Source organism: Coralloluteibacterium thermophilum (assembly GCF_042654365.1).
Lineage (GTDB): Bacteria > Pseudomonadota > Gammaproteobacteria > Xanthomonadales > Xanthomonadaceae > Coralloluteibacterium > Coralloluteibacterium thermophilum.
Genome location: NZ_JBHSGG010000014.1, coordinates 96899 through 116018, shown reverse-complemented (window position 1 = coordinate 116018; position 19120 = coordinate 96899). Strand labels below are relative to the sequence as shown.

At 71.5% G+C, this 19120-nt stretch carries 21 protein-coding genes, 1 other RNA gene and 1 pseudogene; 12 read left to right on the top strand and 11 right to left on the bottom strand.

Annotated features, from left to right (window positions below; genetic code table 11):
• The first annotated feature begins 68 nt into the window (after window positions 1–68).
• Window positions 69–1742, top strand: coding sequence for a DNA repair protein RecN (recN, locus tag ACFO3Q_RS05390; protein WP_377003605.1), 1674 nt, complete (start codon window positions 69–71; stop codon window positions 1740–1742).
• A 6-nt stretch (window positions 1743–1748) separates the two neighbouring features.
• Here the strand turns inward: recN and ACFO3Q_RS05385 are convergent, their stop codons facing one another.
• Together ACFO3Q_RS05385 and fur are read right to left on the bottom strand one after the other, a co-directional pair.
• The gene (locus tag ACFO3Q_RS05385) at window positions 1749–2549 is read right to left on the bottom strand and encodes a hypothetical protein (protein WP_377003604.1); all 801 of its coding nucleotides are present in this window, start codon (window positions 2547–2549) and stop codon (window positions 1749–1751) included.
• Between the two features lie 40 nt (window positions 2550–2589).
• Complete coding sequence (gene fur, locus ACFO3Q_RS05380) at window positions 2590–3006, bottom strand: ferric iron uptake transcriptional regulator (protein WP_377003603.1); 417 nt, start codon at window positions 3004–3006, stop codon at window positions 2590–2592.
• Between the two features lie 110 nt (window positions 3007–3116).
• Between fur and ACFO3Q_RS05375 the strand changes: the two genes are divergently transcribed.
• On the top strand, window positions 3117–3512 hold the full coding sequence (locus tag ACFO3Q_RS05375) for an outer membrane protein assembly factor BamE (protein WP_377003602.1): 396 nt from the start codon (window positions 3117–3119) through the stop codon (window positions 3510–3512).
• On the opposite strand, the gene ACFO3Q_RS05370 is transcribed toward ACFO3Q_RS05375, so the two are convergent.
• Together ACFO3Q_RS05370 and ACFO3Q_RS05365 are read right to left on the bottom strand one after the other, a co-directional pair.
• Window positions 3513–3809: an RnfH family protein gene (locus ACFO3Q_RS05370; RefSeq protein WP_377003601.1), complete on the bottom strand. Its 297-nt coding sequence runs from the start codon at window positions 3807–3809 to the stop codon at window positions 3513–3515.
• Window positions 3810–3813: 4 nt separating this feature from the next.
• Window positions 3814–4242 (bottom strand): type II toxin-antitoxin system RatA family toxin, encoded by a 429-nt coding sequence (locus tag ACFO3Q_RS05365; protein WP_377003600.1) that lies wholly within the window; start codon window positions 4240–4242, stop codon window positions 3814–3816.
• Between the two features lie 154 nt (window positions 4243–4396).
• On the opposite strand from ACFO3Q_RS05365, the gene smpB reads away from it, so the two are divergent.
• Window positions 4397–4894, top strand: coding sequence for an SsrA-binding protein SmpB (gene smpB / locus ACFO3Q_RS05360; protein ID WP_377003599.1), 498 nt, complete (start codon window positions 4397–4399; stop codon window positions 4892–4894).
• A gap of 93 nt (window positions 4895–4987) precedes the next feature.
• Window positions 4988–5344: a transfer-messenger RNA gene (gene ssrA, locus ACFO3Q_RS05355) on the top strand.
• A 61-nt stretch (window positions 5345–5405) separates the two neighbouring features.
• On the opposite strand, the gene ACFO3Q_RS05350 is transcribed toward ssrA, so the two are convergent.
• Window positions 5406–8669, bottom strand: coding sequence for a S8 family serine peptidase (locus ACFO3Q_RS05350; protein ID WP_377003598.1), 3264 nt, complete (start codon window positions 8667–8669; stop codon window positions 5406–5408).
• Window positions 8670–8894: 225 nt separating this feature from the next.
• On the opposite strand from ACFO3Q_RS05350, the gene ACFO3Q_RS05345 reads away from it, so the two are divergent.
• Window positions 8895–9314 (top strand): OsmC family protein, encoded by a 420-nt coding sequence (locus tag ACFO3Q_RS05345; RefSeq protein ID WP_377003597.1) that lies wholly within the window; start codon window positions 8895–8897, stop codon window positions 9312–9314.
• Between the two features lie 30 nt (window positions 9315–9344).
• Here the strand turns inward: ACFO3Q_RS05345 and alr are convergent, their stop codons facing one another.
• The 6 genes from alr to ACFO3Q_RS05315 form a co-directional block, all read right to left on the bottom strand.
• A complete protein-coding gene (alr, locus tag ACFO3Q_RS05340; RefSeq protein WP_377003596.1) occupies window positions 9345–10427 on the bottom strand; it encodes an alanine racemase in 1083 nt (360 codons plus the stop codon).
• 129 nt (window positions 10428–10556) lie between these two features.
• On the bottom strand, window positions 10557–11954 hold the full coding sequence (locus tag ACFO3Q_RS05335) for a replicative DNA helicase (RefSeq protein WP_377003595.1): 1398 nt from the start codon (window positions 11952–11954) through the stop codon (window positions 10557–10559).
• 218 nt (window positions 11955–12172) lie between these two features.
• Complete coding sequence (gene rplI, locus ACFO3Q_RS05330) at window positions 12173–12625, bottom strand: 50S ribosomal protein L9 (protein ID WP_377003594.1); 453 nt, start codon at window positions 12623–12625, stop codon at window positions 12173–12175.
• A 110-nt stretch (window positions 12626–12735) separates the two neighbouring features.
• Entirely contained in the window at window positions 12736–12966 is a 231-nt protein-coding gene (gene rpsR, locus ACFO3Q_RS05325; RefSeq protein ID WP_377003593.1) for a 30S ribosomal protein S18, read from the bottom strand.
• 17 nt (window positions 12967–12983) lie between these two features.
• The gene (rpsF, locus tag ACFO3Q_RS05320; protein ID WP_377003592.1) at window positions 12984–13415 is read right to left on the bottom strand and encodes a 30S ribosomal protein S6; all 432 of its coding nucleotides are present in this window, start codon (window positions 13413–13415) and stop codon (window positions 12984–12986) included.
• A gap of 301 nt (window positions 13416–13716) precedes the next feature.
• On the bottom strand, window positions 13717–14055 hold the full coding sequence (locus ACFO3Q_RS05315) for a HesB/IscA family protein (protein WP_377003591.1): 339 nt from the start codon (window positions 14053–14055) through the stop codon (window positions 13717–13719).
• A 155-nt stretch (window positions 14056–14210) separates the two neighbouring features.
• On the opposite strand from ACFO3Q_RS05315, the gene asnS reads away from it, so the two are divergent.
• The 7 genes and pseudogenes from asnS to nei all read left to right on the top strand — a co-directional run bounded on the left by asnS (window position 14211) and on the right by nei (window position 19070).
• Window positions 14211–15611 (top strand): asparagine--tRNA ligase, encoded by a 1401-nt coding sequence (asnS, locus tag ACFO3Q_RS05310; RefSeq protein ID WP_377003590.1) that lies wholly within the window; start codon window positions 14211–14213, stop codon window positions 15609–15611.
• Between the two features lie 45 nt (window positions 15612–15656).
• A complete protein-coding gene (locus ACFO3Q_RS05305) occupies window positions 15657–15953 on the top strand; it encodes a hypothetical protein (protein ID WP_377003589.1) in 297 nt (98 codons plus the stop codon).
• Between the two features lie 10 nt (window positions 15954–15963).
• Complete coding sequence (locus ACFO3Q_RS05300; protein ID WP_377003588.1) at window positions 15964–16266, top strand: hypothetical protein; 303 nt, start codon at window positions 15964–15966, stop codon at window positions 16264–16266.
• 62 nt (window positions 16267–16328) lie between these two features.
• Entirely contained in the window at window positions 16329–16712 is a 384-nt protein-coding gene (locus tag ACFO3Q_RS05295) for a hypothetical protein (protein WP_377003587.1), read from the top strand.
• A gap of 76 nt (window positions 16713–16788) precedes the next feature.
• Window positions 16789–17379, top strand: a pseudogene (locus tag ACFO3Q_RS05290) (FMN-binding negative transcriptional regulator); the annotation flags it as partial.
• On the top strand, window positions 17374–18189 hold the full coding sequence (locus tag ACFO3Q_RS05285; RefSeq protein ID WP_377003642.1) for an SDR family oxidoreductase: 816 nt from the start codon (window positions 17374–17376) through the stop codon (window positions 18187–18189). The pseudogene ACFO3Q_RS05290 and the gene ACFO3Q_RS05285, both read left to right, overlap by 6 nt.
• Window positions 18190–18254: 65 nt before the next feature.
• On the top strand, window positions 18255–19070 hold the full coding sequence (gene nei, locus ACFO3Q_RS05280; protein WP_377003586.1) for an endonuclease VIII: 816 nt from the start codon (window positions 18255–18257) through the stop codon (window positions 19068–19070).
• Window positions 19071–19120 lie beyond the last annotated feature (50 nt).

Below are 19120 nucleotides of genomic sequence, written 5' to 3'. Positions count from 1 at the left end.
GAGACGGGACGCTTTCAGGGTTCGGGGCCGGCCGTTACGCTTTGCCGGTTTTTCCATTCCCTGCCTCCATGCTCACCCGACTCCAGATCAAGGATTTCGCCGTCGTCAGCGCGGCCACGGTGACCTTCGGCCCCGGCCTGACGGTGGTCTCGGGCGAGACCGGCGCCGGCAAGTCGCTGCTGGTCGACGCGCTGATGCTGCTCTCGGGCGGCCGCGGCGACAGCGGCATGGTGCGCCACGGCGCCGAGCGCGCGGAACTGGCCGCAGAGTTCGAACTCGACGACACCCCCGCCGCCGCGGCCTGGCTGCGCGAGGCGGAGCTGGACGAGGACGGGCTGTGCCAGTTGCGCCGGGTGATCCGCGCCGACGGCGGCTCGCGCGCCTGGATCAACGGCCGCCCGGCGACCGTCGGCCAGCTGGCCGAACTCGGCGCCCTGCTGGTCGAGATCCACGGCCAGCACGAGCACCAGGCCCTGCTCTCGCGCGCCCACCAGCTGGCCCTGCTCGACGGCTTCGGCGGGCACGGCCACCTCGTCGCCGAGGTCCGTGCGGCGGCGGAGGCCTGGGCGGCGCTCGCGCGGCGGCAGGCCGAGCTGGCGCGCGACGGCGATCCCGGCGAGCGCATCGACTGGCTTCAGCACCAGTTCGACGAACTCGAGCGCGAGAACCTCGCGCCGGAGGCCATCGAGGAGCTCATCGCCCTGCACCGCCGCCAGGCCAACGCGGCAGGCCTGCTGCAAGGCTGCGAGCGCGTGCTGGCACGACTCTCGGGAGACGACGGCTTCGGCATCTCCCCCCTGCTGCGCCAGGCGCATTCGGAGCTGCAGCAACTGGCGGCGGACGAGCCCGCGCTGGGCGAGGCCGCGGCGCTGCTCGACAGCGCACAGATCCAGATCGACGAGGCCGCGGCGCTGGTCGAACGGCTGCGCGACGGCTTCGACCTTGATCCGGAGCGCCTGCAGAGCCTGGAGGCCCAGCTCGCGCGCCTGCACGAGCTCGGCCGCAAGCACCGCGTCCCGCTCGAGGGGCTCGCGGCGCGGCGCGACGCGCTGGCCGAGGAACTCGAGAGCCTGCGCGCCGCCGGGATCGACGGCGAGACGCTGGCGCTGCGCATGGCCGAGGCGCAGCAGGCCTGGCAGGCATGCGCCTCGACGCTGAGCGCCGCGCGTGCCGAGGCGGCGACCCGCCTGGGCGCGCAGGTCGCGGAACTGATGCAGGAACTCGGCATGGGCGGCGGGCGTTTCGAGGTCGCGCTCGAACCCAACGCCGACGCCCGCCCGGACGCCCAGGGCGCGGAGCGGGCGGAGTTCATGGTCTCGGCCAACCCCGGCCAGCCGCCCCGCCCGCTGCGCAAGGTCGCCTCGGGCGGCGAACTGGCCCGCATCAGCCTTGCGCTGGAAGTCGCCACGCTGGATGCCGAGGCGGTGCCGACCATGGTGTTCGACGAAGTGGATACCGGCATCGGCGGCGCCGTGGCCGAGGTCGTCGGACAGAAGCTGCGCGCCCTCGGCGCGCGCCGCCAGGCCCTGTGCGTCACCCACCTGCCGCAGGTGGCCGCCCAGGGCCACGGGCATTACCGGGTCAGCAAGGACGTCGCCGAGGGCAGCACGCACAGCGGCGTGCGCAGGCTGGATGCCGAGGACCGCGTCGAGGAGATCGCCCGCATGCTCGGCGGGGTCGAGATCACCGAGACCACCCGCGCCCATGCGCGGCAGATGCTGGAGCGCGCGCAGGCCGGCTAGGCCGGCTCAGCGCGCCCGATCCTCCTCCCGGGGATAGACCGCGACGACCGGGCAGGTGCCCAGCGAAGCCACCTGATCCATGATGCTGGACGTCAGGCCCGCGTCGTGGTCGAACAGGCCGGCGCCGAGCCCTTCCGGCGTAGGCAGGATCCTGACGTGGTCGCCGGCATTGCCGCAGACCAGCCCGTTCATCGGCCCCGAGTGCAGCTCGATCCGGCGTGCGCTGGCCAGGGCGGGACAGGAACCTGCCAGTTCCACACGGTAGAAGCGGTTCCCGCCGGAACGCATCGGCGACACCTCGACGAGCAGCCCCTTCCTGTCCTCCGACCAGCCGCGCATGAAACGCGGCGCGAAACAGAAGTCCGGGGATCCCCTGAAGCCATGGCGACGCGCGCCCCGCACTTCCACAGGGTCGAGCAGAGCCACGTCCCGCTGCGCAGAGAGGCGGCCGAGGGCCGCATAGTCGCGCGCATCCAGCTCGGCCAGCGCGCGCACCGGGCACCGCACCTCGCCCCGCTGCACCAGCCCGACGCTGCCCGGGCAGAGCCAGGCGTCGGGCGCGAGGATCTGCAGGCCGTCGAGCCCTGCTCCCGCCTCGAGCGGGCAGTCCTCGACGAGATCGATGCGGAAGCGCTGGCCATCGTCCAGGGCGACCGCGAAGAGCGCGCTGTCGAGCTGATGGGCCGAGACCATGCGGCGGGCGTCCATGCACCCCGGCGCAGGCGCCTCGCGTGCCGCTGCCGTCGTGGCCGCGGCGAACGGAAGCACTGCCGCGAGGACGATCCCGAAAGCGCGTCGCAGAACCATGTATCCGACCTCCCTGTCCGGTGCGCCTGCCGGCGCGTGGCTAGCTTGCCTTCTTCTGCGCCTTCTGGCGCACGTAGAGCACCAGCGAGTGCTCCTCGAGGATGTAGCCGTGCTTCTCGGCGATCTCGTGCTGGAGACGCTCGATCTCCTCGCTGGTGAACTCGATGACCTTGCCGGTGTCCAGATCGACCATGTGGTCGTGGTGGCCGCCGCGGTCGAGCTCGAACACGGCCTGGCCGCCCTCGAAGTTGTGCTTGAGGACGAGGCCGGCGGCCTCGAACTGGGTGAGCACGCGGTAGACCGTGGCCAGGCCGATGTCCTCGCCCGCTTCCAGCAGGTTGCGGTAGACGTCCTCGGCGGTCATGTGGCGCGGGCTCGCGGCCTCCAGGAGCGCGAGGATCCGGAGCCTCGGATGCGTCACCTTGAGGCCGACCTTGCGTAGTTCCTGCGATTCCATGGGCCCTCCAACGGCACGTGAACATTGCCCCGCCGCCAAGGGCGCAGCCGGGGCGCTAGTGTATCATCGCGCACTCGTCACCCGGCTCCCCGCAAGGCACTCCGCGCCCGATGAAGAAGATCCTGATCACGTTGCTCACCGCCGGCCTGCTCGCCGGCTGCGGAATCCTCTACAAGCAGCCGATCTACCAGGGCAACCTGCTCAATGCCGAGAACGTGGAGCAACTGCGCGAGGGCATGACCCGGCGCCAGGTCGCGGTGCTGCTGGGCTCGCCGATGGTCGCCGACCCCTTCCACCAGTCGCGCTGGGACTACGTCGCCACGCAGCGGGTGGGCCGCCGCGACGAGACCGAGGTCAAGAACCTCACGGTGTTCTTCGAGGGCGACAGCCTGGCCGCGTGGGAGGGCGAGTACTTCCCGAAGCAGGACCAGGAGCTCGCCCAGGTCGCCATCCGCATCTTCGGCGGCAACCTGCCGCGCGAGAACAACCGCCGCGGCCGCCGCTGATCAGCCTCCCGAGGCGCGCCGCCGGCGCGCCTCCTTGGGGTCGATCCGGAGCCGTCCGACGATCTCGACCCGCTCGCCGTCGGCGACCGTACGTGTTCCCACGACCGGCTGGCCATGGACAGCCAGTGCCGACGGATCATGGAGCAGGTCCGCATCGCAGCGCGCGACCGCCTCGCGCACGCGGTCGGCAGCCGCCAACGCATCGGCCACGGTCGCGCCGGGCGACAGCGCGACCTGCTGCCGCCAGACCTGCGTCGCGTGCCCGAACACCACTTCGACCCTGAGCGCCTGCGTCATGCTCTCAGGCCTCGGCGTCCGCGGCGCGGCGGAAGTCGTCGACCATGCGATCGGCGAGCGTCTTGAAGCCGAGCGAGAGCGCGGAGCCGATCAGCCGGTTCGAGGCCTCGAAATCCATGGTCAGGCTCACCTTGCAGGCGTCCTCGTCGAGAGCGTGGAATTCCCACAGCCCGGTGAGGCTGCGGAAGGGGCCGTCCACCAGCTCCAGCCGGATGCGCAACGGCTCGCTGAGGGTGTTGCGGGTCGTGAACGCCGTACGCAGCGCCCCGAGGCGTACGCCGAGGCGCGCCACCATGTGCTCCGGCGACTGCTCCAGGATGTCCGCGCTCTCGCACCAGGCGAAGCGCGCGGGATAGGCGGCGACGTCGTTGACGAGCGCGTACATGCGCTCGGCGGAGTGACGGACCAGGGCGTGACGGTGGACGTGGGTCATCGAGGCTCTTGATTCGGAGCAGGCGGCTGCCGCGGAGGAAAGCCGTGCAGTGTAAGCCGATGCCGCCACGGCCACGTGCAGGGACGCACGCCGCGGCGCCACGCTCGCCACATCCATGCGCGCTGGTCCAGAATGCGCGTCGAACGAGGGATTCATGTCGAACAAGAAGAAGGACAAGGGCACGGAGGGCGGCGGCGGCACGATCGCCCTCAACAAGCGCGCCCGCCACGACTACCACCTGGAAGACCGCTTCGAGGCCGGGCTCGCCCTGCAGGGCTGGGAGGTCAAGGCGATCCGCGCCGGCCGCGCCAACATCGGCGAGAGCTACGCCATGGTGCGCAACGGCGAGATCTTCCTCTACGGATCGCAGATCACGCCGCTGATCTCCGCCTCGACCCACGTGGTCGCCAACGACCGCCGCGACCGCAAGCTGCTGCTGCACCGGCACGAGATCGACCGCCTGCTCGGCCGCGTCGAGCGCGAGGGCTACACCCTCGTGCCGACGGCGATGTACTGGAAGAACGGCAAGATCAAGCTCGAGATCGCGCTGGCCAAGGGCAAGCAGGCCCACGACAAGCGCGCGACCACCAAGGAGCGCGACTGGCAGCGCGACAAGCAGCGCGTCATGCGCAGCCACAACCGCAATGCCTGAACGCCCGGTCGCGCCCCGCCGCGACCGGCCTTGATGCGGGGACCGATGTCCCTATACTGCTGGACGATCGGACAGCCGATACCTGTTCTACCCGGGGGTGTTCCGGATTCGACGGGGGTCGCGAAGTTGTCTGGTGCATGCCGAGGGGGCAGCTTTCCTCGTTAATCCAGCGGCAAACTTTTAGTTGCCAACGACGACAACTACGCTCTCGCCGCTTAAGGCGTAAGCCCCGAACCCACTTGTGCTCGTGCTCGTGGATGTAGGGTCACTATCACGGGACGCACCGGGAAGCCGCCGCCTGTCGGCAACCGGTAAAGACTCAGCAGGCTGGTTCCGGGACGCGCTTCGCACACCGTGCTGTCGCGGGACGAGATACAACGGTGAGCTAAGCATGTAGGACCGGAGATGGAGTGCCTTCGGACGCGGGTTCGACTCCCGCCACCTCCACCAATCGACGCAGAAGGCCAGCCGCGAGGCTGGCCTTCTTCGTTTCCGCCTGCCGGCGCGACGCTCAGCCGACGCGGAAGGTCACCGGCACGACCGTCAGCGGACGTGCGGGGTCGTTGCTCTCCACGCACAGGCGTCCGGTGTGCGTACCGGGCTCCAGTGCCGCTGCGTCCAGAGTCAGCGCGACGCTTTTGCTCTGTCCGGCAGCGAGGCTGCCTGCGGTCTCGGCGGCACTGAGCCATGGGGGCGTGCAGATGCCTTCGGCGAGCGCGGTCATGGCGGCGCCGTAGTGCCCGCTCGAAGCGCCGTCCAGCGGCCCCCAGGTGGCGTCGGGGCTGCCGCCGAATTCGGGATCCGTATTGAGTTCCTGTCCGACGAGGCCGTCCTGCACGTCGCGCAGGAAGCGGTACCAGATCACCATCGGCACGCCGCCGACCGAGAGCGAGTCGAAGGTCGGGTAGGCCACGAGCCAGTAGCGGCCCGGCGGCAGCACCAGGCTCTGCCCGGCCTCGACCAGATCGAGATCCATGCGCGTGGTGCCGCCGGCGACGCCGGGGGTTCCCGGCGCGGCGGTGAAGCTCCAGACCGGCGCCTCGCCCTGCCCCGGTGCGCCGGCGGGCCGGCCGTCCGCGTCGGCATGGATGCTCCAGGTCAGCGCGCTGGCGTACATGTCCAGGGTGTCGCCGTAGTTGGCGAACAGGAAGCCGTCGACGCTCAGGGTCTCGAACGCCGTCTCCACGGACAGCTCGAAGTCGTCGGCGACGAGCGCGCCGGTCCCGGTGTCCGCGTACTGCGTGCTGACCAGACCGTTGAGCGTCGTCGCCGGCTGGTCGATCGCCGGCACCGCGCGCACCCCGGAGTACAGCGACCAGCCCAGGCCGTCGTTGCCGGCATTGCCGAGTTCCAGCGTGGCCTGCGCGCGGCCTCCGGCCGGTGCGCTCGCCTCGATGTGGTCCGGCCCCACCTCAAGGGCCATCGCATCGACGTGGACGGCGACCGGCATCTGCAGCGGCGGCAGGAGCACGCTGGCCGGCGTCAGACGCACCGCGCCGTAGGCATGGGCGCCCTGCTCCGCCCCGGCCGCGTCGATGACGATGGTGAGGGTTTGGCTCTGGCCGGCCCGGAGGGTGAAGCGGGACGGCGTCACGCTGCCGGCGATGCCGTCGAGCTCGGCGCTCCACTGGCCGGCGCTCACCGCGCGCACGGTCCGCTCGAAGGTGCAGGTCCCGATGCAGGACAGTGCGCCGATGCTGGGCAGGTTGAGCGCGGACGGATCGCCGCCCTGCGCGGGATCCGCGGCGCGGAAGCGCGCCGCGGTCTCGTCCATCACCAGCCCCGGCTCCACCGCGAGGTCGAGGCGGATGCGCCCTGCCCCGCGCTCGTGCGGCGTCGCCGGCAGGCCGTCCGCCGCATCGAGCACCTCCTCGGTCGCGGTGAGCATGAGCGCGGACTTGGCCTCGGCGGGCGTCCAGTCCGGATGCCGCGCCCGCAGCAGCGCGACCGCGCCGGCGACGTGCGGCGACGCCATCGAGGTGCCGTTCATCAGGCCGATCGCGCCGGGCTCGCCCGCGACCGCACCAAGCACGCTCACGCCCGGTGCCGTCGCGTCCGGCTTGAGCAGGGCGTAGCCGCTCGGCCCGCGCGAACTGAAGGTGGCGATGACGTCGGGCTCGCTCGCCCGCGCCTCGGCCGGGTAGTCCAGCAGCACCTGGGCCTCGCCGCGCTCGACGTGGAAGTCGTGCAGGCGGTCGCCGTCCGCCCGCCCCACCACGCCGACCGGGATGACCGTCCCGTCGAGCGCCGGGTTGAGCGCTCCGTCGACGTTGTTGGCGAGGATCACCGCGCTGGCGCCTCCGATCTGCGCGTTCTCCACCTTGATCACGAAGGTGCAGTCGCCCCGGCGCGCCATGGCCACGCGGCCGGCCATCGAGCCCGGCGCCGGCGGCGTGCACAGCAGCGGGTCCTGCGGGTCGTAGGCCAGGCCGCCGGCGATGGGCTCGATCAGCGGCGTACTGCTCGCCGGGAACGTGATGTCGATCGCCTGCAGCGGCGCGGGCACCGGTGCCGGGCCCGTGATCCGCAGCGCGTTCGCGAAGGGGCCGCGGGTATGGCTCGCGGCCGCGACGCTCAGCGTCCAGGGTTCGACATGGCCGAGGGTCGCGCTGGAGGGGCCGCTGTTGCCGGTGGAGGCGACGACGCTGATGCCGGCCTCCAGCGCGTCGAGGAAGGCGAGCGAGCCGGCCTGCGTCCAGGGCGAGGTGCCGCCGCCGATGGAGTAGTTGATGGCGGTCACCACGCCGTCCACGATCGACTGCTCGACCGCGGCCAGCGTGGACACGTTCGGGCAGAGCCCCCGGCCGTCCCCGGCCACGTAGCAGGTGTCGTAGACGACCAGGTTGGCCCGCGGGGCGACGCCGCTGACGAGGCGCTCCGGGCCGCCCGGCACCCGGGCCAGGCGCACGTTGCCGGCGGCGATGGACGCGGTGTGCGAGCCGTGGCCGTTGTTGTCCTCCGGGCCGGGGGGGCCGTCGTCGGCACCGGGGTCGTTCTCCCGGATCGTCGGCATCAGCTCGTCGACGAAGTCGTAGGCGCCGATGACCTTGCCGTTGCAGCGCGGGGCCCACGCCGCGATGGGATCGGGGCCGCACAGGCCGAGGTAGTTGCCCTCGCCCAGCGGGTTCCTGTGACGGTAGCCGGCGCCGTCGACCTCGGCGAAGGACGGGCTGCCGAAGTTGAGGCCGGAGTCGATCACGCCGATCACCGTGCCCTCGCCCTGGGCGTCCGCGACGCGGCGGGCGCCGCGGATCGGGACCGGGACCAGTTGCGGGCTGCGCGGGCTCTTCTCGTAGCGCACGCCCCAGGTCTCCGGCGCGCCGATGAGCTCCGGGCCGGCATCGGTATCGAGCGGCAGCAGCACCACCGGCTCGACCGCCGCCACCTCCGGCGCCCGCCGCAGCGCCGCGGCCGCACGCGCGTCCATGCGCACCGTCACCGCGTTCGCCGCGTGCACGAAGCGGAAGGTCTCGCTCAGCGGGCGCAGGTCGGTCCCGGTCTGGCGGCCGACCCGCGCAAGGACCGCATCCTGCTCGCCCGCCAGTCGGCGGGCTTCCGCCGCACGCGCCATCGGCACCCTGCTGCGCGCGACGGCGGGCGCGGCGTGCATGCGCACCAGGTAGAGGCCGGGCAGGACCTCGGGCTCGGCGTGGACCGCGCCGAAATCGTCCACGCGCGCCGCGTGGGTCTGGCCATGGACGGGGGCGGCGGACGCCGCCGCGAGGACGGCGGCAAGCGCTGCACGCCGCGGGAAACGCAGGGGGGACTGGGACATGCGGAACTCCCTGGGGGAAGGAGATCGGACGGCGGCGCGGCGAGAAGCGCCGCGGCAGGGGCGTCGGGGGGACGTGGACCGAGTCTAGGCAGCGCCGTTTCGCGGCCACAATGTCAACGCGTGCCGGCGGGGCGGTCGCTGCGTGCCGCCGTGCCCGCGGGCGCTGACGCGGTCTTCCCGGCGGGTCCACTAGCCTCGGCGCCCCATTCCCCGAAGGAGAAAGGCATGGCACGCAAGGCGACCGCCGTCTGGCACGGCGCGGGCAAGAGCGGTGGCGGCAGGCTGGAGACCGGGTCGAAGGCGCTGGCCGCGGACTACGGCGCCAAGTCGCGCTTCGAGGACGCCCCCGGCACCAATCCCGAGGAACTGCTGGCGGCGGCGCATGCCGGCTGCTTCACCATGGCCCTCGCCTTCGCACTGGAGAAGGCCGGGCACACCGCGGAGGAGCTGCGCACCGAATGCGCGATCTCGCTGGAGAGCGAAGGGGAAGGCTTCCGCATCACGACCTCCGCCCTGCGCCTGCAGGCGCGCATCCCGGGCATCGACGAGGCGGAGTTCCGGAAGATCGCCGAGGGCGCCAAGGACGGCTGCCCGGTCTCGAAGCTGTTCAAGGCCGACATCAGCCTGGACGCCCGCCTGGGCTGAGCGCCGCCGGCGGCTGCGGCGGCGCGCCTGTCAGTCCTCGACGAAGCGCACCCGGCGCGTGATCGAGCACACCAGTTCGTAGCCGATCGTGCCGGCGTGCGCGGCGACCTCCTCGACGGGAAGCCCGCGGCCCCAGGCGACCACCGGATCGCCGACCGCCGCGTCGGGAATGCCCCGCAGATCGAGGGTGATGAGGTCCATGGACACGCGGCCGATGAGCGGCACCCGCACCCCGCGCACCAGCATCGGGGTGCCGGGCGGCGCCTGCCGCGGGTAGCCGTCGCCGTAGCCCAGCGCAGCCACGCCGACGGGCATGTCCTCCGGACAGGTCCAGCTCGCGGCGTAGCCGACGCGCTCGCCGCGGGCGACGCGGTTGACTGCGATCAGCCGGGTGGAGAGCGTCATCGCCGGCGCCAGGTCGAAGTCCGGCGCGCTCACGCCCTCCACGACGGATACGCCGTAGAGCGCGCCGCCCGGACGGATCCAGTCGCCGTGCGCCTGCGGCCAGCCCAGCACCCCCGCGGAGTTGCACAGCGAGCGCGGCCCCGGCAGGCCGGCCACCGCGGCCTCGAAGGCGGCGATCTGGGCGGGCGTGCGCGGGCCGTCGAACTCGTCGGAACTGGAGAAGTGGGTCATCAGGCCGATCTCCCCGGCCACGTTGGGCAGTGCGCGCAGACGCCGATGCACCTCGCCGACACGGTCGGCGGCGAAGCCCAGGCGGTGCATGCCGGTATCGACCTTCACCCAGCAGCGCACCGGCGCCCCGCCCTGCGCGGCGTCGGCCTCGAGCATGGCCAGCTGCGCGTCGTGGTGCACCACCGTCTCCACGCCCAGGCGGCGCAGCGCCGGCAGGTCCGCGGGCTCGTCGAAGCCGGAGAGCAGCACGATGCGCTGCGACAGCCCGGCCGCACGCAGCCGCTCGGCATCGGCGAGCGCCGCGACGCCGAAACCGTCGGCGCCCTCCAGCGCGCGCGCGACCCGCTCCAGGCCATGCCCGTAGCCGTCCGCCTTGACCACGGCCATCACCCGCGCCCCGGGCGCGCGCGCGCGCATGCGCGCCAGGTTGTGGCGGAGGGCGTCGAGATGGATGGTCGCGGTGGTGGGGCGGCTCACGGCGGGAATGGAGAATGGGAAGCGGGACAAGGCTACCCGCGCCCGCGCGGGAAGATGTGGCGATTCGCGGGCACGGGATGGCGATGCACGGCGCGGGCGGCGGCGCCCGGTCCGGCGCGCCGGGGGCCGCTATTCGAAGCTGCCCACGCTGTCCATGGCGAGGTTGTCGAAGCGCGTGTACTCGCCGAAGAACTTGAGCTTCACCGAACCGGTCGGGCCGTTTCGCTGCTTGCCGATGATGATCTCGGCCAGGCCCTTGTCCGGCGACTCCTTGTGGTAGTAGTCGTCGCGGTAGATGAAGATGATGATGTCCGCATCCTGCTCGATCGCGCCGGATTCGCGCAGGTCGCTCATCACCGGACGCTTGTCGGTCCGCGACTCCAGGCCGCGGTTGAGCTGCGACAGCGCGATCACCGGCACGTGCAGCTCCTTGGCCAGGGCCTTGAGCGAACGCGAGATCTCGGAGATCTCGGTCGCGCGGTTCTCGTTGTTGCCCGGCACCTGCATCAGCTGCAGGTAGTCGATGACCACGATCCCCAGGTCGTGCTCGCGCTTGATGCGGCGACAGCGCGAACGCACCTCGTTGGGCGAGAGCGCCGGCGTGTCGTCGATGAAGATCTTGACCTCGGAGAGCATCTTGATCGCCGAGTTCACGCGCGACCAGTCCTCGTCCTCCAGCTGGCCGGTGCGCAGGCGCCCTGCGTTGACGCGGCCCATCGAGGAGATCAGGCGGAAGGCGAGCTGCGAGGCCGACATTTCCATCGAGAACACCACGGCGGTCTTCTTGCTCTTCATGGCCGCGTACTCGGCCATGTTGAGCGCGAAGGTGGTCTTGCCCATCGCCGGACGCGCTGCGAGGATGATGAGGTCCGAGGGCTGCAGGCCCGCGGTCATCTCGTCGAAGTCGTTGAAGCCGGTCGGCAGGCCGGTGACGTTGCCCTGGTTCTCGTAGCGTTCCTGCAGCATCTGGAACGCTTCCTTCATCGCATCGCGCAGCGGCACGTAGGCCCGGCGCCCGCGCGCGCCCTGCTCGGCGATCTTGAACACCTTTTGCTCGGCGTTGGACAGCACCTCGCTGGTGGTGCGCCCCTCCGGCTGGAAGCCGTCGTTGACGATCTCGGTGCCGGCCTCGATCAACTGCCGCAGCACGGCCTTCTCGCGGACGATCTCGGCGTAGGCCTTGATGTTGGCCGCCGAGGGCGTGGTGCTGGCGAGCTCGATCAGGTAGGCGCCGCCGCCGACCTGCTCGGCCACGCCGTTGGACTCGAACCACTCGCCCAGCGTCACCGCGTCGAAGGGCTGCCCGCGGTTGGAGAGCTCGCGGATGCCGCGGTAGATCAGGCGATGGTCGCGCCGGTAGAAGTCCTCTTCCGACAGCGCGTCGCCGACGGTGTCGAGCGAGTCCGGCGCCAGCATCAGGCCGCCGAGCACCGCCTGCTCCGCCTCGATCGATTGCGGCGGAACCCGCAGGGCTTCGACCTTGGCGTCGGCGTGGAAGTCGGGACGTGCTCCGGAACGTGGGGCCATGGCGGATCGGGTCTCTCGGATGCGGCCCGCAGGCTGCGGGCCCTGCGCGAACGGGCATGCTAGCGGCGCACCGCGCCGACCCGTTGCAGACAGATCTGTGGTGAAGCTGTGGATAACCGGTGCGCAAGGTGGCGCGCGGGCGTCTCAGCCGCCGCGACGCGCCCAAACGACGACGGGCGCCCGAGGGCGCCCGTCGTGCGACAGCAGGTCGGGCGCGCTCAGGCGGCCTCGCCCTCGACGACGACCTTGACGGTGGTCTCGACGTCGGCGTGCAGGTACACCGCGACCTCGTACTCGCCGGTGCGGCGGATCGGGCCTTCGCCCATCACCACCTCGGACTTCTCCAGCGGCATGCCGGCGGCGGTGAAGGCCTCGGCGATGTCGCGCGGGCCGACCGAGCCGAACAGCTTGCCCTCGGTGGAGGCGTTGGCCGTGATGGTGACCGACGCGCCCTCGAGCTTGGCCAGACGCGCCTGGGCGCCTTCCAGCTGCTCGCGGGCCTTGGCCTCGTACTCGGCGCGGCGCGCCTCGAACTCGGCGATGTTGGCCTCGGTGGCCGGTACGGCCTTGCCCTGCGGGACCAGGAAGTTGCGGCCGTAGCCCGGACGCACGTCGACCTTGTCGCCGAGCTTGCCGAGGTTCTGCACGTTCTGCAGGAGGATCAGTTGCATGGGTGTTGCTCCGATTCGTTAGCGGCGCGCGCGAGGCGCGGCCGCAGCGCTGTGGCTGTCCGAATGACAGGAAGGCGCGCGCTGCGCGACCTCCCCCGGGACGACCGGGATCAGGCGTTGTGGTTGTCCGTGTACGGGATCAGGGCCAGGTAGCGCGCGCGCTTGACGGCGGTCGAGAGCTGGCGCTGGTACTTGGACTTGGTGCCCGTGATGCGGCTCGGGACGATCTTGCCGGTCTCGGTCAGGTACTGGCGGAGGGTGTTGAGATCCTTGTAGTCGATCTCCTTGATGCCCTCGGCGGTGAACTTGCAGAACTTGCGGCGGCGGAAGAACTTGGACATGGGTGCGATCCTCTCGATCAGGCGTTGTCGGACGACTCGGCGGACTCGCCGGCCGGGGTCTCGTCGTCGCGACGGCGACGCTCGCCGCGCTCCGGACGGTCGCCGCGATCGCCGCGCTCGTTCTTCTCGTCCTTGCTCTTCATGATGAACGACGGCTCGGTGTCGGCCTCGTCGCGCTTGATGACGATGTGGCGCAGCACCGCATCGTTGAAGCGGAACCCGTCGACCAGCTCGTCGAGGGCCTTCTGGCCGACTTCGATGTTGAGCAGGACGTAGTGGGCCTTGACCAGGTTCTCGATCGGATAGGCCAGCTGGCGGCGGCCCCAGTCCTCGAGACGGTGGATCTTGCCGCCGTCGGCCTCGATCAGCGTCTTGTAGCGCTCGATCATGGCCGGGACCTGCTCGCTCTGGTCCGGATGGACCAGGAACACGACTTCGTAGTGACGCATGGTGTTTCCTCGTGGATGTCGCCACCTGGCGGTGGCGGAACAGCCCCCCGACGGTCCGGAGGCCGGATGCGGTGGGGCAAGGTCACCCGTACGGACGTACGGGAGCCGGGCAGTATGGCAGGTGCGGTGCCGGGCGGCAATCTCGCGCCTGAGCGTCCGGAGACGGGCACCTGCCCGCTTTCGCGTCCGGTGCGGCCCGGCGCGCTGCCCATCACCCGGTTATCCCCGCATGTGGGGAAGAGGAACGGGAGGAAGCGCGACTGCCCGCTCGCCCCTCACTCCTCTTGACTCACTCCCCCCGCTACGCCCGCTCGGCGTCCGTGGTGAAGCTCTCCCCGCAGCCGCATTCGGCGGCCATGTTGGGGTTGCGGAAGACGAACTCCTCGCCCAGCCCCTTCTTCGCGAAGTCGATCTCGGTGCCGTCGACGAGCGGGAGGCTGGCGGCATCGACGTGGATGGCCACCCCGTCCTGCTCGAACACGGTGTCGTCGGGGCGGCGCTCGCGCGCCATGTCGACCACGTAGCCCCAGCCCGAGCAGCCGGTGCGCTTCACCCCGAAGCGCAGGCCGAGGGCGGAGGCGTCGGCCTCCATGAAGCGGCGGACGCGGGCGTGGGCGGTGGGCGTGAGGAGGATGCTCATGCGTATCGGTTCCGGCTGCTGCTGGGTCGCGCGGCGCGCTCGGCGGAAGCCGCTATTCTACGGCCGCGGCACGCCCGCTATCATCGTGCGTTCGCTGTCGCGTTCACGTTGTTGTCCTTCCTTCCAGATGGGGCGTCGCCCCGGGAATCGCAAGCATGTCGGTAACGAGCGTCCAAGAGGCGCTGTCGGGGCGTATCGCCGCCGGCAGCCGGGTCACGGTCCGGGGCTGGGTCCGCACCCGCCGCGACTCCAAGGCCGGGCTCTCGTTCGTCAACGTGAGCGACGGCTCCGGCTTCCACCCCATCCAGGTGGTCGCGCCGGCCGCGCTCGACAACTACGAGACCGAGGTGAAGCGCCTCACCGCCGGCTGCGCGGTGGTCGCCACCGGCACCCTCGCCCCCTCCCAGGGGCAGGGGCAGGCCTTCGAGATCCAGGCGGAGTCGGTGGAGGTCGTAGGCTGGGTCGAGGATCCCGAGACCTACCCCATCCAGCCCAAGCCGCACTCGCTGGAGTTCCTGCGCGAGGTGGCGCACCTGCGCCCGCGCACCAACCTGTTCGGTGCGGTCACCCGCATCCGCCACTGCCTGGCGCAGGCGGTGCACCGCTTCTTCCACGAGCAGGGCTTCTACTGGATCTCCACGCCGATCATCACCACCTCGGACGCCGAGGGCGCGGGGCAGATGTTCCGCGTCTCCACGCTGGACCTGGCGAACCTGCCCCGCGGCGAGGGCGGCGGCATCGACTTCTCCCGCGACTTCTTCGGCAAGGAGACCTTCCTCACCGTCTCCGGCCAGCTCAACGCGGAGGCCTACGCCCTGGCGCTGTCGAAGGTGTACACCTTCGGCCCCACCTTCCGCGCCGAGAACTCCAACACCACCCGCCACCTGGCGGAGTTCTGGATGATCGAGCCGGAGGTCGCGTTCAACGACCTCGCCGCCAACGCGAAGCTGGCCGAGGACTTCCTGAAGTACCTGTTCCGCGCCGTGCTCGAGGAGCGCCAGGACGACCTGGCCTTCATCGCCGAACGCGTGGAGAAGAACGCCATCACCCGCCTCGAGGAGTTCATCGCGGCGCCGTTCGAGCAGATCGACTACACCGACGCCATCGGCCTGCTGCAGAAGTCCGGGCACCGGTTCGAGTTCCCCGTCGAGTGGGGCCTCGACCTGCAGACCGAGCACGAGCGCTGGCTGACCGAGCAGCACGTCGGCCGGCCGGTGGTGGTCACCAACTATCCCGAGCAGATCAAGGCCTTCTACATGCGCCTGAACGACGACGGGAAGACCGTCGCCGCGATGGACGTGCTGGCGCCCGGCATCGGCGAGATCATCGGCGGCTCGCAGCGCGAGGAGCGCCTGGACATGCTCGACGCGCGCATGGCGCAGTTCGGGCTCGACCCGGAGCACTACGGCTGGTACCGCGACTTCCGCCGCTACGGCACGGTGCCGCACGCCGGCTTCGGGCTCGGCTTCGAACGCCTGGTGGTCTACGTCTGCGGCCTCAACAACATCCGCGACGCCATCGCCTACCCGCGCACGCCGGGCCACGCCACGTTCTGATGCGGCGTTCCGGCATCCGCACCCTTCCCTCCAACGGAGCCTGCCATGCGTGAGTTCATCATGCTCTCGGGCCTCGCGATCGCGATCAGCGGTGCGTTGTGCTTCCTCCTGTTCTGGCCGCTGGTCTACGTGCACCTGCGCGACCGCCAGCCCGCCGAGCGCGCGACGCTCGGCAGCGGCCCGCTGACCGGCACCGCGGTGGCCTGGTTCCTGCTCGGCCGCTTCCGGCGGATCGGCGACCGCGGGCTGAGCGGCCTCGCAGCCCCGGCCCAGGCGGGCCTCTGGGTGTCGCTGTTCGGCCTGGCGCTGGCGTTCTCGCTGTACTTCATCGGCCTGTTCTGAGGACGCCCGCATGAGCGACCAGTACCAGTGGTGGGTGGCGGCGCTGGGCCGCAACCTGGTGTGGGCCCGGCTGCGCCTGCGCGAGTCCGGCATCGCCGAGGTCTTCGACTGCGACGGCAACACGCTGACCTACGACAGCCTCGACAGCGCGCGCGCCGCCCTGCTCGACGCCGACTTCCGCGCCTTCGACGGCCTCGATGCCGACGACGCCGCGGAGATGGGCTTCTCGCCCAGCGAGATCGCGCCGCCGCAGGGCGAGGACGAGGCGGCCCTGCGCGCGCAGATGGTGCAGTCGCTGGGCGGCCGCGCCTGAAGACCCCGGATCGGCCGGATGCGACCGCCATCGGCCGACGCAGGCGGCGGCCCCGGGCGCTGGTGTTCGCGCCGGCCCTCGTCACGCTGGCCCTCGTACAGCAGGTGCTGGCGATCCGTGACGCGCCGGCGAGCAGCGCCACCGCCAGCCCGTCGCGTCATTACCGGATCGAGAACGTCCCGGTGCGCAGCCTGCTCGTCCCCTTCGGCGGGCGCGCCTATCTGCGCATCACGGACTTGGGCGACGGTCGCGTCTACCGCACCCCGCTCTACCCGAGCCAGTCGCTGGACATGCGCACGCACGAGGATGCGCAGTGGATCGGCATCGCCTGGGTCGACTTCCACAAGCGCGAGAAACGGTTCGAGATGGGCGTTCCGCAATGGCGCCCACACTGGCTGAACCCCTTCATCAGCAACACGCCCTATACCGTCCGCGACAACGGCTGAGTCGCGTGCATCCGGCCACGCCTGCCCCGGCAGGCGTATGCTCGCCGCGCCCGCCGCCGCCACCTTGCCGTGCCGCATGTACCTCCCGCGCGCCTTCCACGAGACCGACCCCACCGCGCTCGACCGTCTGGTCGAGCGCGACCCGTTCGTGACCCTGGTGACGGTGGCGGACGGTGCGCCCCTGGTCAGCCACCTGCCGGTGCTCTACGCGCGCAGCGGCACCGATGTCGTCATCGACGGACACTGGGCGCGCCCGAACCCGCAGTCGGCACACGCGGGGGCGGCACTCGTGATCGTGCACGGCCCGCACGCCTACGTGTCGCCGGGCGCCTATCCGGACAAGGAGGCCGCAGCGCGCGTGCCGACCTGGAACTACGCGGTCGCGCATCTCCACGGCAGCCTCGAACGCGTCGAGGACGAGGCGTGGCTGGCCGCCCACGTCGCCGCGCTCGCCGAGCGTTTCGAGGCCTCGGTCGGCGCCGACTGGCGCTTCGAGCCGGAGCGCGCCGACCATCGCAGCCAGCTGCGCGGCATCGTCGGCTTCCGCTTCCGGGCCGAGCGCATCGAGATCAAGTTCAAGCTCAACCAGAACCATCCGCGCGCCAACCGCGCCGCGGTGGCGGACGACCTGGCGGTGCGCGCGCCCGCCGTCGCCGAGCTCATGCGCGCGCCTGTCCACGGAGTGAGCATGGATCTCGACCTCACCGGCAAGCACGCCCTGGTCTGCGGCGCCTCGCAGGGCATCGGCCGCGCCGCGGCGCACGAACTCGCCCTGCTCGGCGCCGACGTCACCCTGCTGGCGCGACGCGCCGGGGTGCTGGCGCAGGTGCGCGACGCCCTGCCGGTCGTCCACGACGCGCAGCGCCACGCCCTGATCGCGGTGGATGCCGGCGACACCGCGACGCTGCGCGCCAAGGCGGAGGCGCTGGTCGCGGGCCATCCCGTCCACGTGCTGGTCAACAACGGCGGCGGTCCCCCGCCCGGCCTGCTGCAGGACGCCGGCGAGGAGGCCCTCCTCCTCGCCTATCGCCAGCACGTCCTCGCGGCGCAGACGCTCGTCGGGGCGGTGGTCCCCGGCATGCGCCGCGCAGGCTACGGCCGCATCGTCAACATCGTCTCCACCACGGTGCGCGAGCCGATCGCCAACCTGGGCGTGTCGAACGTCACCCGCGGCGCCATGGCGAGCTGGGCCAAGACGCTCGCCAACGAGCTGGCTCCGCTCGGCATCACCGTCAACAACGTGCTCCCCGGCTCGACGGACACGCCGCGCATCGCGCAGATCGCCGCCACCCGCGCCGAGGCGCGCGGCGTGCCGGTGGAAGCGATGCGCACGGAGATGGAGGCGGAGATCCCGATGGGACGGTTCGGCCTTCCCGGCGAGATCGCTGCGGCGGTCGCCTTTCTCGCGTCGCCGGCAGCCGCCTACATCACCGGCACGAGCCTGCCGGTCGACGGCGGGCGCATCCGCGCGATCTGAGCGCCCGACATGCACCGCGTCGCCGGACGGGCGATCATCGGCGCCCCCGGCACCCTCCTCACGCCATGCCCGAAGGCCCCGAGATCCGCCGCGCCGCCGACCGCCTCGCGGAAGCGGTGGTCGGCAGACCGCTGACCGACGTGTTCTTCCAGCCGCCCGCGCTCAGGCGGCACGCGGCAGCGCTCGTCGGCGAGGAGGTGGTCTCGATCGCGCCACGCGGCAAGGCCCTGCTGACCCGCTTCTCCAACGGGCTGACGCTCTACAGCCACAACCAGCTCTACGGCGTCTGGCAGGTCGTGGCGGCGGGCGAGCGGCCGGCGACCACACGTGCGCTGCGCGTGGCGCTGGAGACCGAGGCGCATGCGATCCTGCTGTATTCCGCCTCCGACATCGCCCTGCTCGACGAGGAGGGCCTGCGCAGGCACCCCTTCCTGAGCCGCATCGGACCGGACGTGCTCGATCCCGCGCTGACCGCCGAGGCGGTCGCGGCCCGCCTCGACGGCACCCGTTTCCGTGGCCGCGGCCTGCCCGCCCTGCTGCTCGACCAGTCCTTCCTCGCCGGCATGGGCAACTACCTGCGTTCCGAAGTGCTGTTCGAGGCGCGCATCGCGCCCGCGCGACGCCCGAAGGACCTCGATCCCGCCGAGCGCCAGCGCCTCGCCCGGGCCCTCCTCGCGGTCCCGCGCCGCAGCTACCGCGCCCGCGGCATCGCACCGACCGGCGGCATGCGCGCCGACTACGTCACCGAGACCCCCGATGCCTTCGAGATGCAGGTGTTCGGCCGCGCCGGCGAGCCCTGTCCCGCCGACTGCGGCGGGACCGTGGAACGCATCGAGCTGGCGGGACGGCGGCTGTACTGGTGTCGTGGGTGCCAGAGGTGAGGAGCTTGCTGGGGCTTATCAGGGCTTGGGGCTTGGGGCTTGGGGCTTGG

What these genes read in the sequence shown, in the direction of transcription:
- ACFO3Q_RS05375 (WP_377003602.1), top strand. Translation starts at nt 3,117, where the DNA reads ATGAAGAAGATCCTGATCACGTTGCTCACCGCCGGCCTGCTCGCCGGC.
- fur (WP_377003603.1), bottom strand. Translation starts at nt 3,006, where the DNA reads ATGGAATCGCAGGAACTACGCAAGGTCGGCCTCAAGGTGACGCATCCG.
- ACFO3Q_RS05315 (WP_377003591.1), bottom strand. Translation starts at nt 14,055, where the DNA reads ATGAGCATCCTCCTCACGCCCACCGCCCACGCCCGCGTCCGCCGCTTC.
- rpsF (WP_377003592.1), bottom strand. Translation starts at nt 13,415, where the DNA reads ATGCGTCACTACGAAGTCGTGTTCCTGGTCCATCCGGACCAGAGCGAG.
- ACFO3Q_RS05335 (WP_377003595.1), bottom strand. Translation starts at nt 11,954, where the DNA reads ATGGCCCCACGTTCCGGAGCACGTCCCGACTTCCACGCCGACGCCAAG.
- ACFO3Q_RS05300 (WP_377003588.1), top strand. Translation starts at nt 15,964, where the DNA reads ATGAGCGACCAGTACCAGTGGTGGGTGGCGGCGCTGGGCCGCAACCTG.
- recN (WP_377003605.1), top strand. Translation starts at nt 69, where the DNA reads ATGCTCACCCGACTCCAGATCAAGGATTTCGCCGTCGTCAGCGCGGCC.
- ACFO3Q_RS05365 (WP_377003600.1), bottom strand. Translation starts at nt 4,242, where the DNA reads ATGACCCACGTCCACCGTCACGCCCTGGTCCGTCACTCCGCCGAGCGC.
- ACFO3Q_RS05350 (WP_377003598.1), bottom strand. Translation starts at nt 8,669, where the DNA reads ATGTCCCAGTCCCCCCTGCGTTTCCCGCGGCGTGCAGCGCTTGCCGCC.
- ACFO3Q_RS05345 (WP_377003597.1), top strand. Translation starts at nt 8,895, where the DNA reads ATGGCACGCAAGGCGACCGCCGTCTGGCACGGCGCGGGCAAGAGCGGT.
- asnS (WP_377003590.1), top strand. Translation starts at nt 14,211, where the DNA reads ATGTCGGTAACGAGCGTCCAAGAGGCGCTGTCGGGGCGTATCGCCGCC.
- ACFO3Q_RS05285 (WP_377003642.1), top strand. Translation starts at nt 17,374, where the DNA reads ATGCGCGCGCCTGTCCACGGAGTGAGCATGGATCTCGACCTCACCGGC.
- nei (WP_377003586.1), top strand. Translation starts at nt 18,255, where the DNA reads ATGCCCGAAGGCCCCGAGATCCGCCGCGCCGCCGACCGCCTCGCGGAA.
- rplI (WP_377003594.1), bottom strand. Translation starts at nt 12,625, where the DNA reads ATGCAACTGATCCTCCTGCAGAACGTGCAGAACCTCGGCAAGCTCGGC.
- ACFO3Q_RS05385 (WP_377003604.1), bottom strand. Translation starts at nt 2,549, where the DNA reads ATGGTTCTGCGACGCGCTTTCGGGATCGTCCTCGCGGCAGTGCTTCCG.
- rpsR (WP_377003593.1), bottom strand. Translation starts at nt 12,966, where the DNA reads ATGTCCAAGTTCTTCCGCCGCCGCAAGTTCTGCAAGTTCACCGCCGAG.
- ACFO3Q_RS05305 (WP_377003589.1), top strand. Translation starts at nt 15,657, where the DNA reads ATGCGTGAGTTCATCATGCTCTCGGGCCTCGCGATCGCGATCAGCGGT.
- ACFO3Q_RS05370 (WP_377003601.1), bottom strand. Translation starts at nt 3,809, where the DNA reads ATGACGCAGGCGCTCAGGGTCGAAGTGGTGTTCGGGCACGCGACGCAG.
- smpB (WP_377003599.1), top strand. Translation starts at nt 4,397, where the DNA reads ATGTCGAACAAGAAGAAGGACAAGGGCACGGAGGGCGGCGGCGGCACG.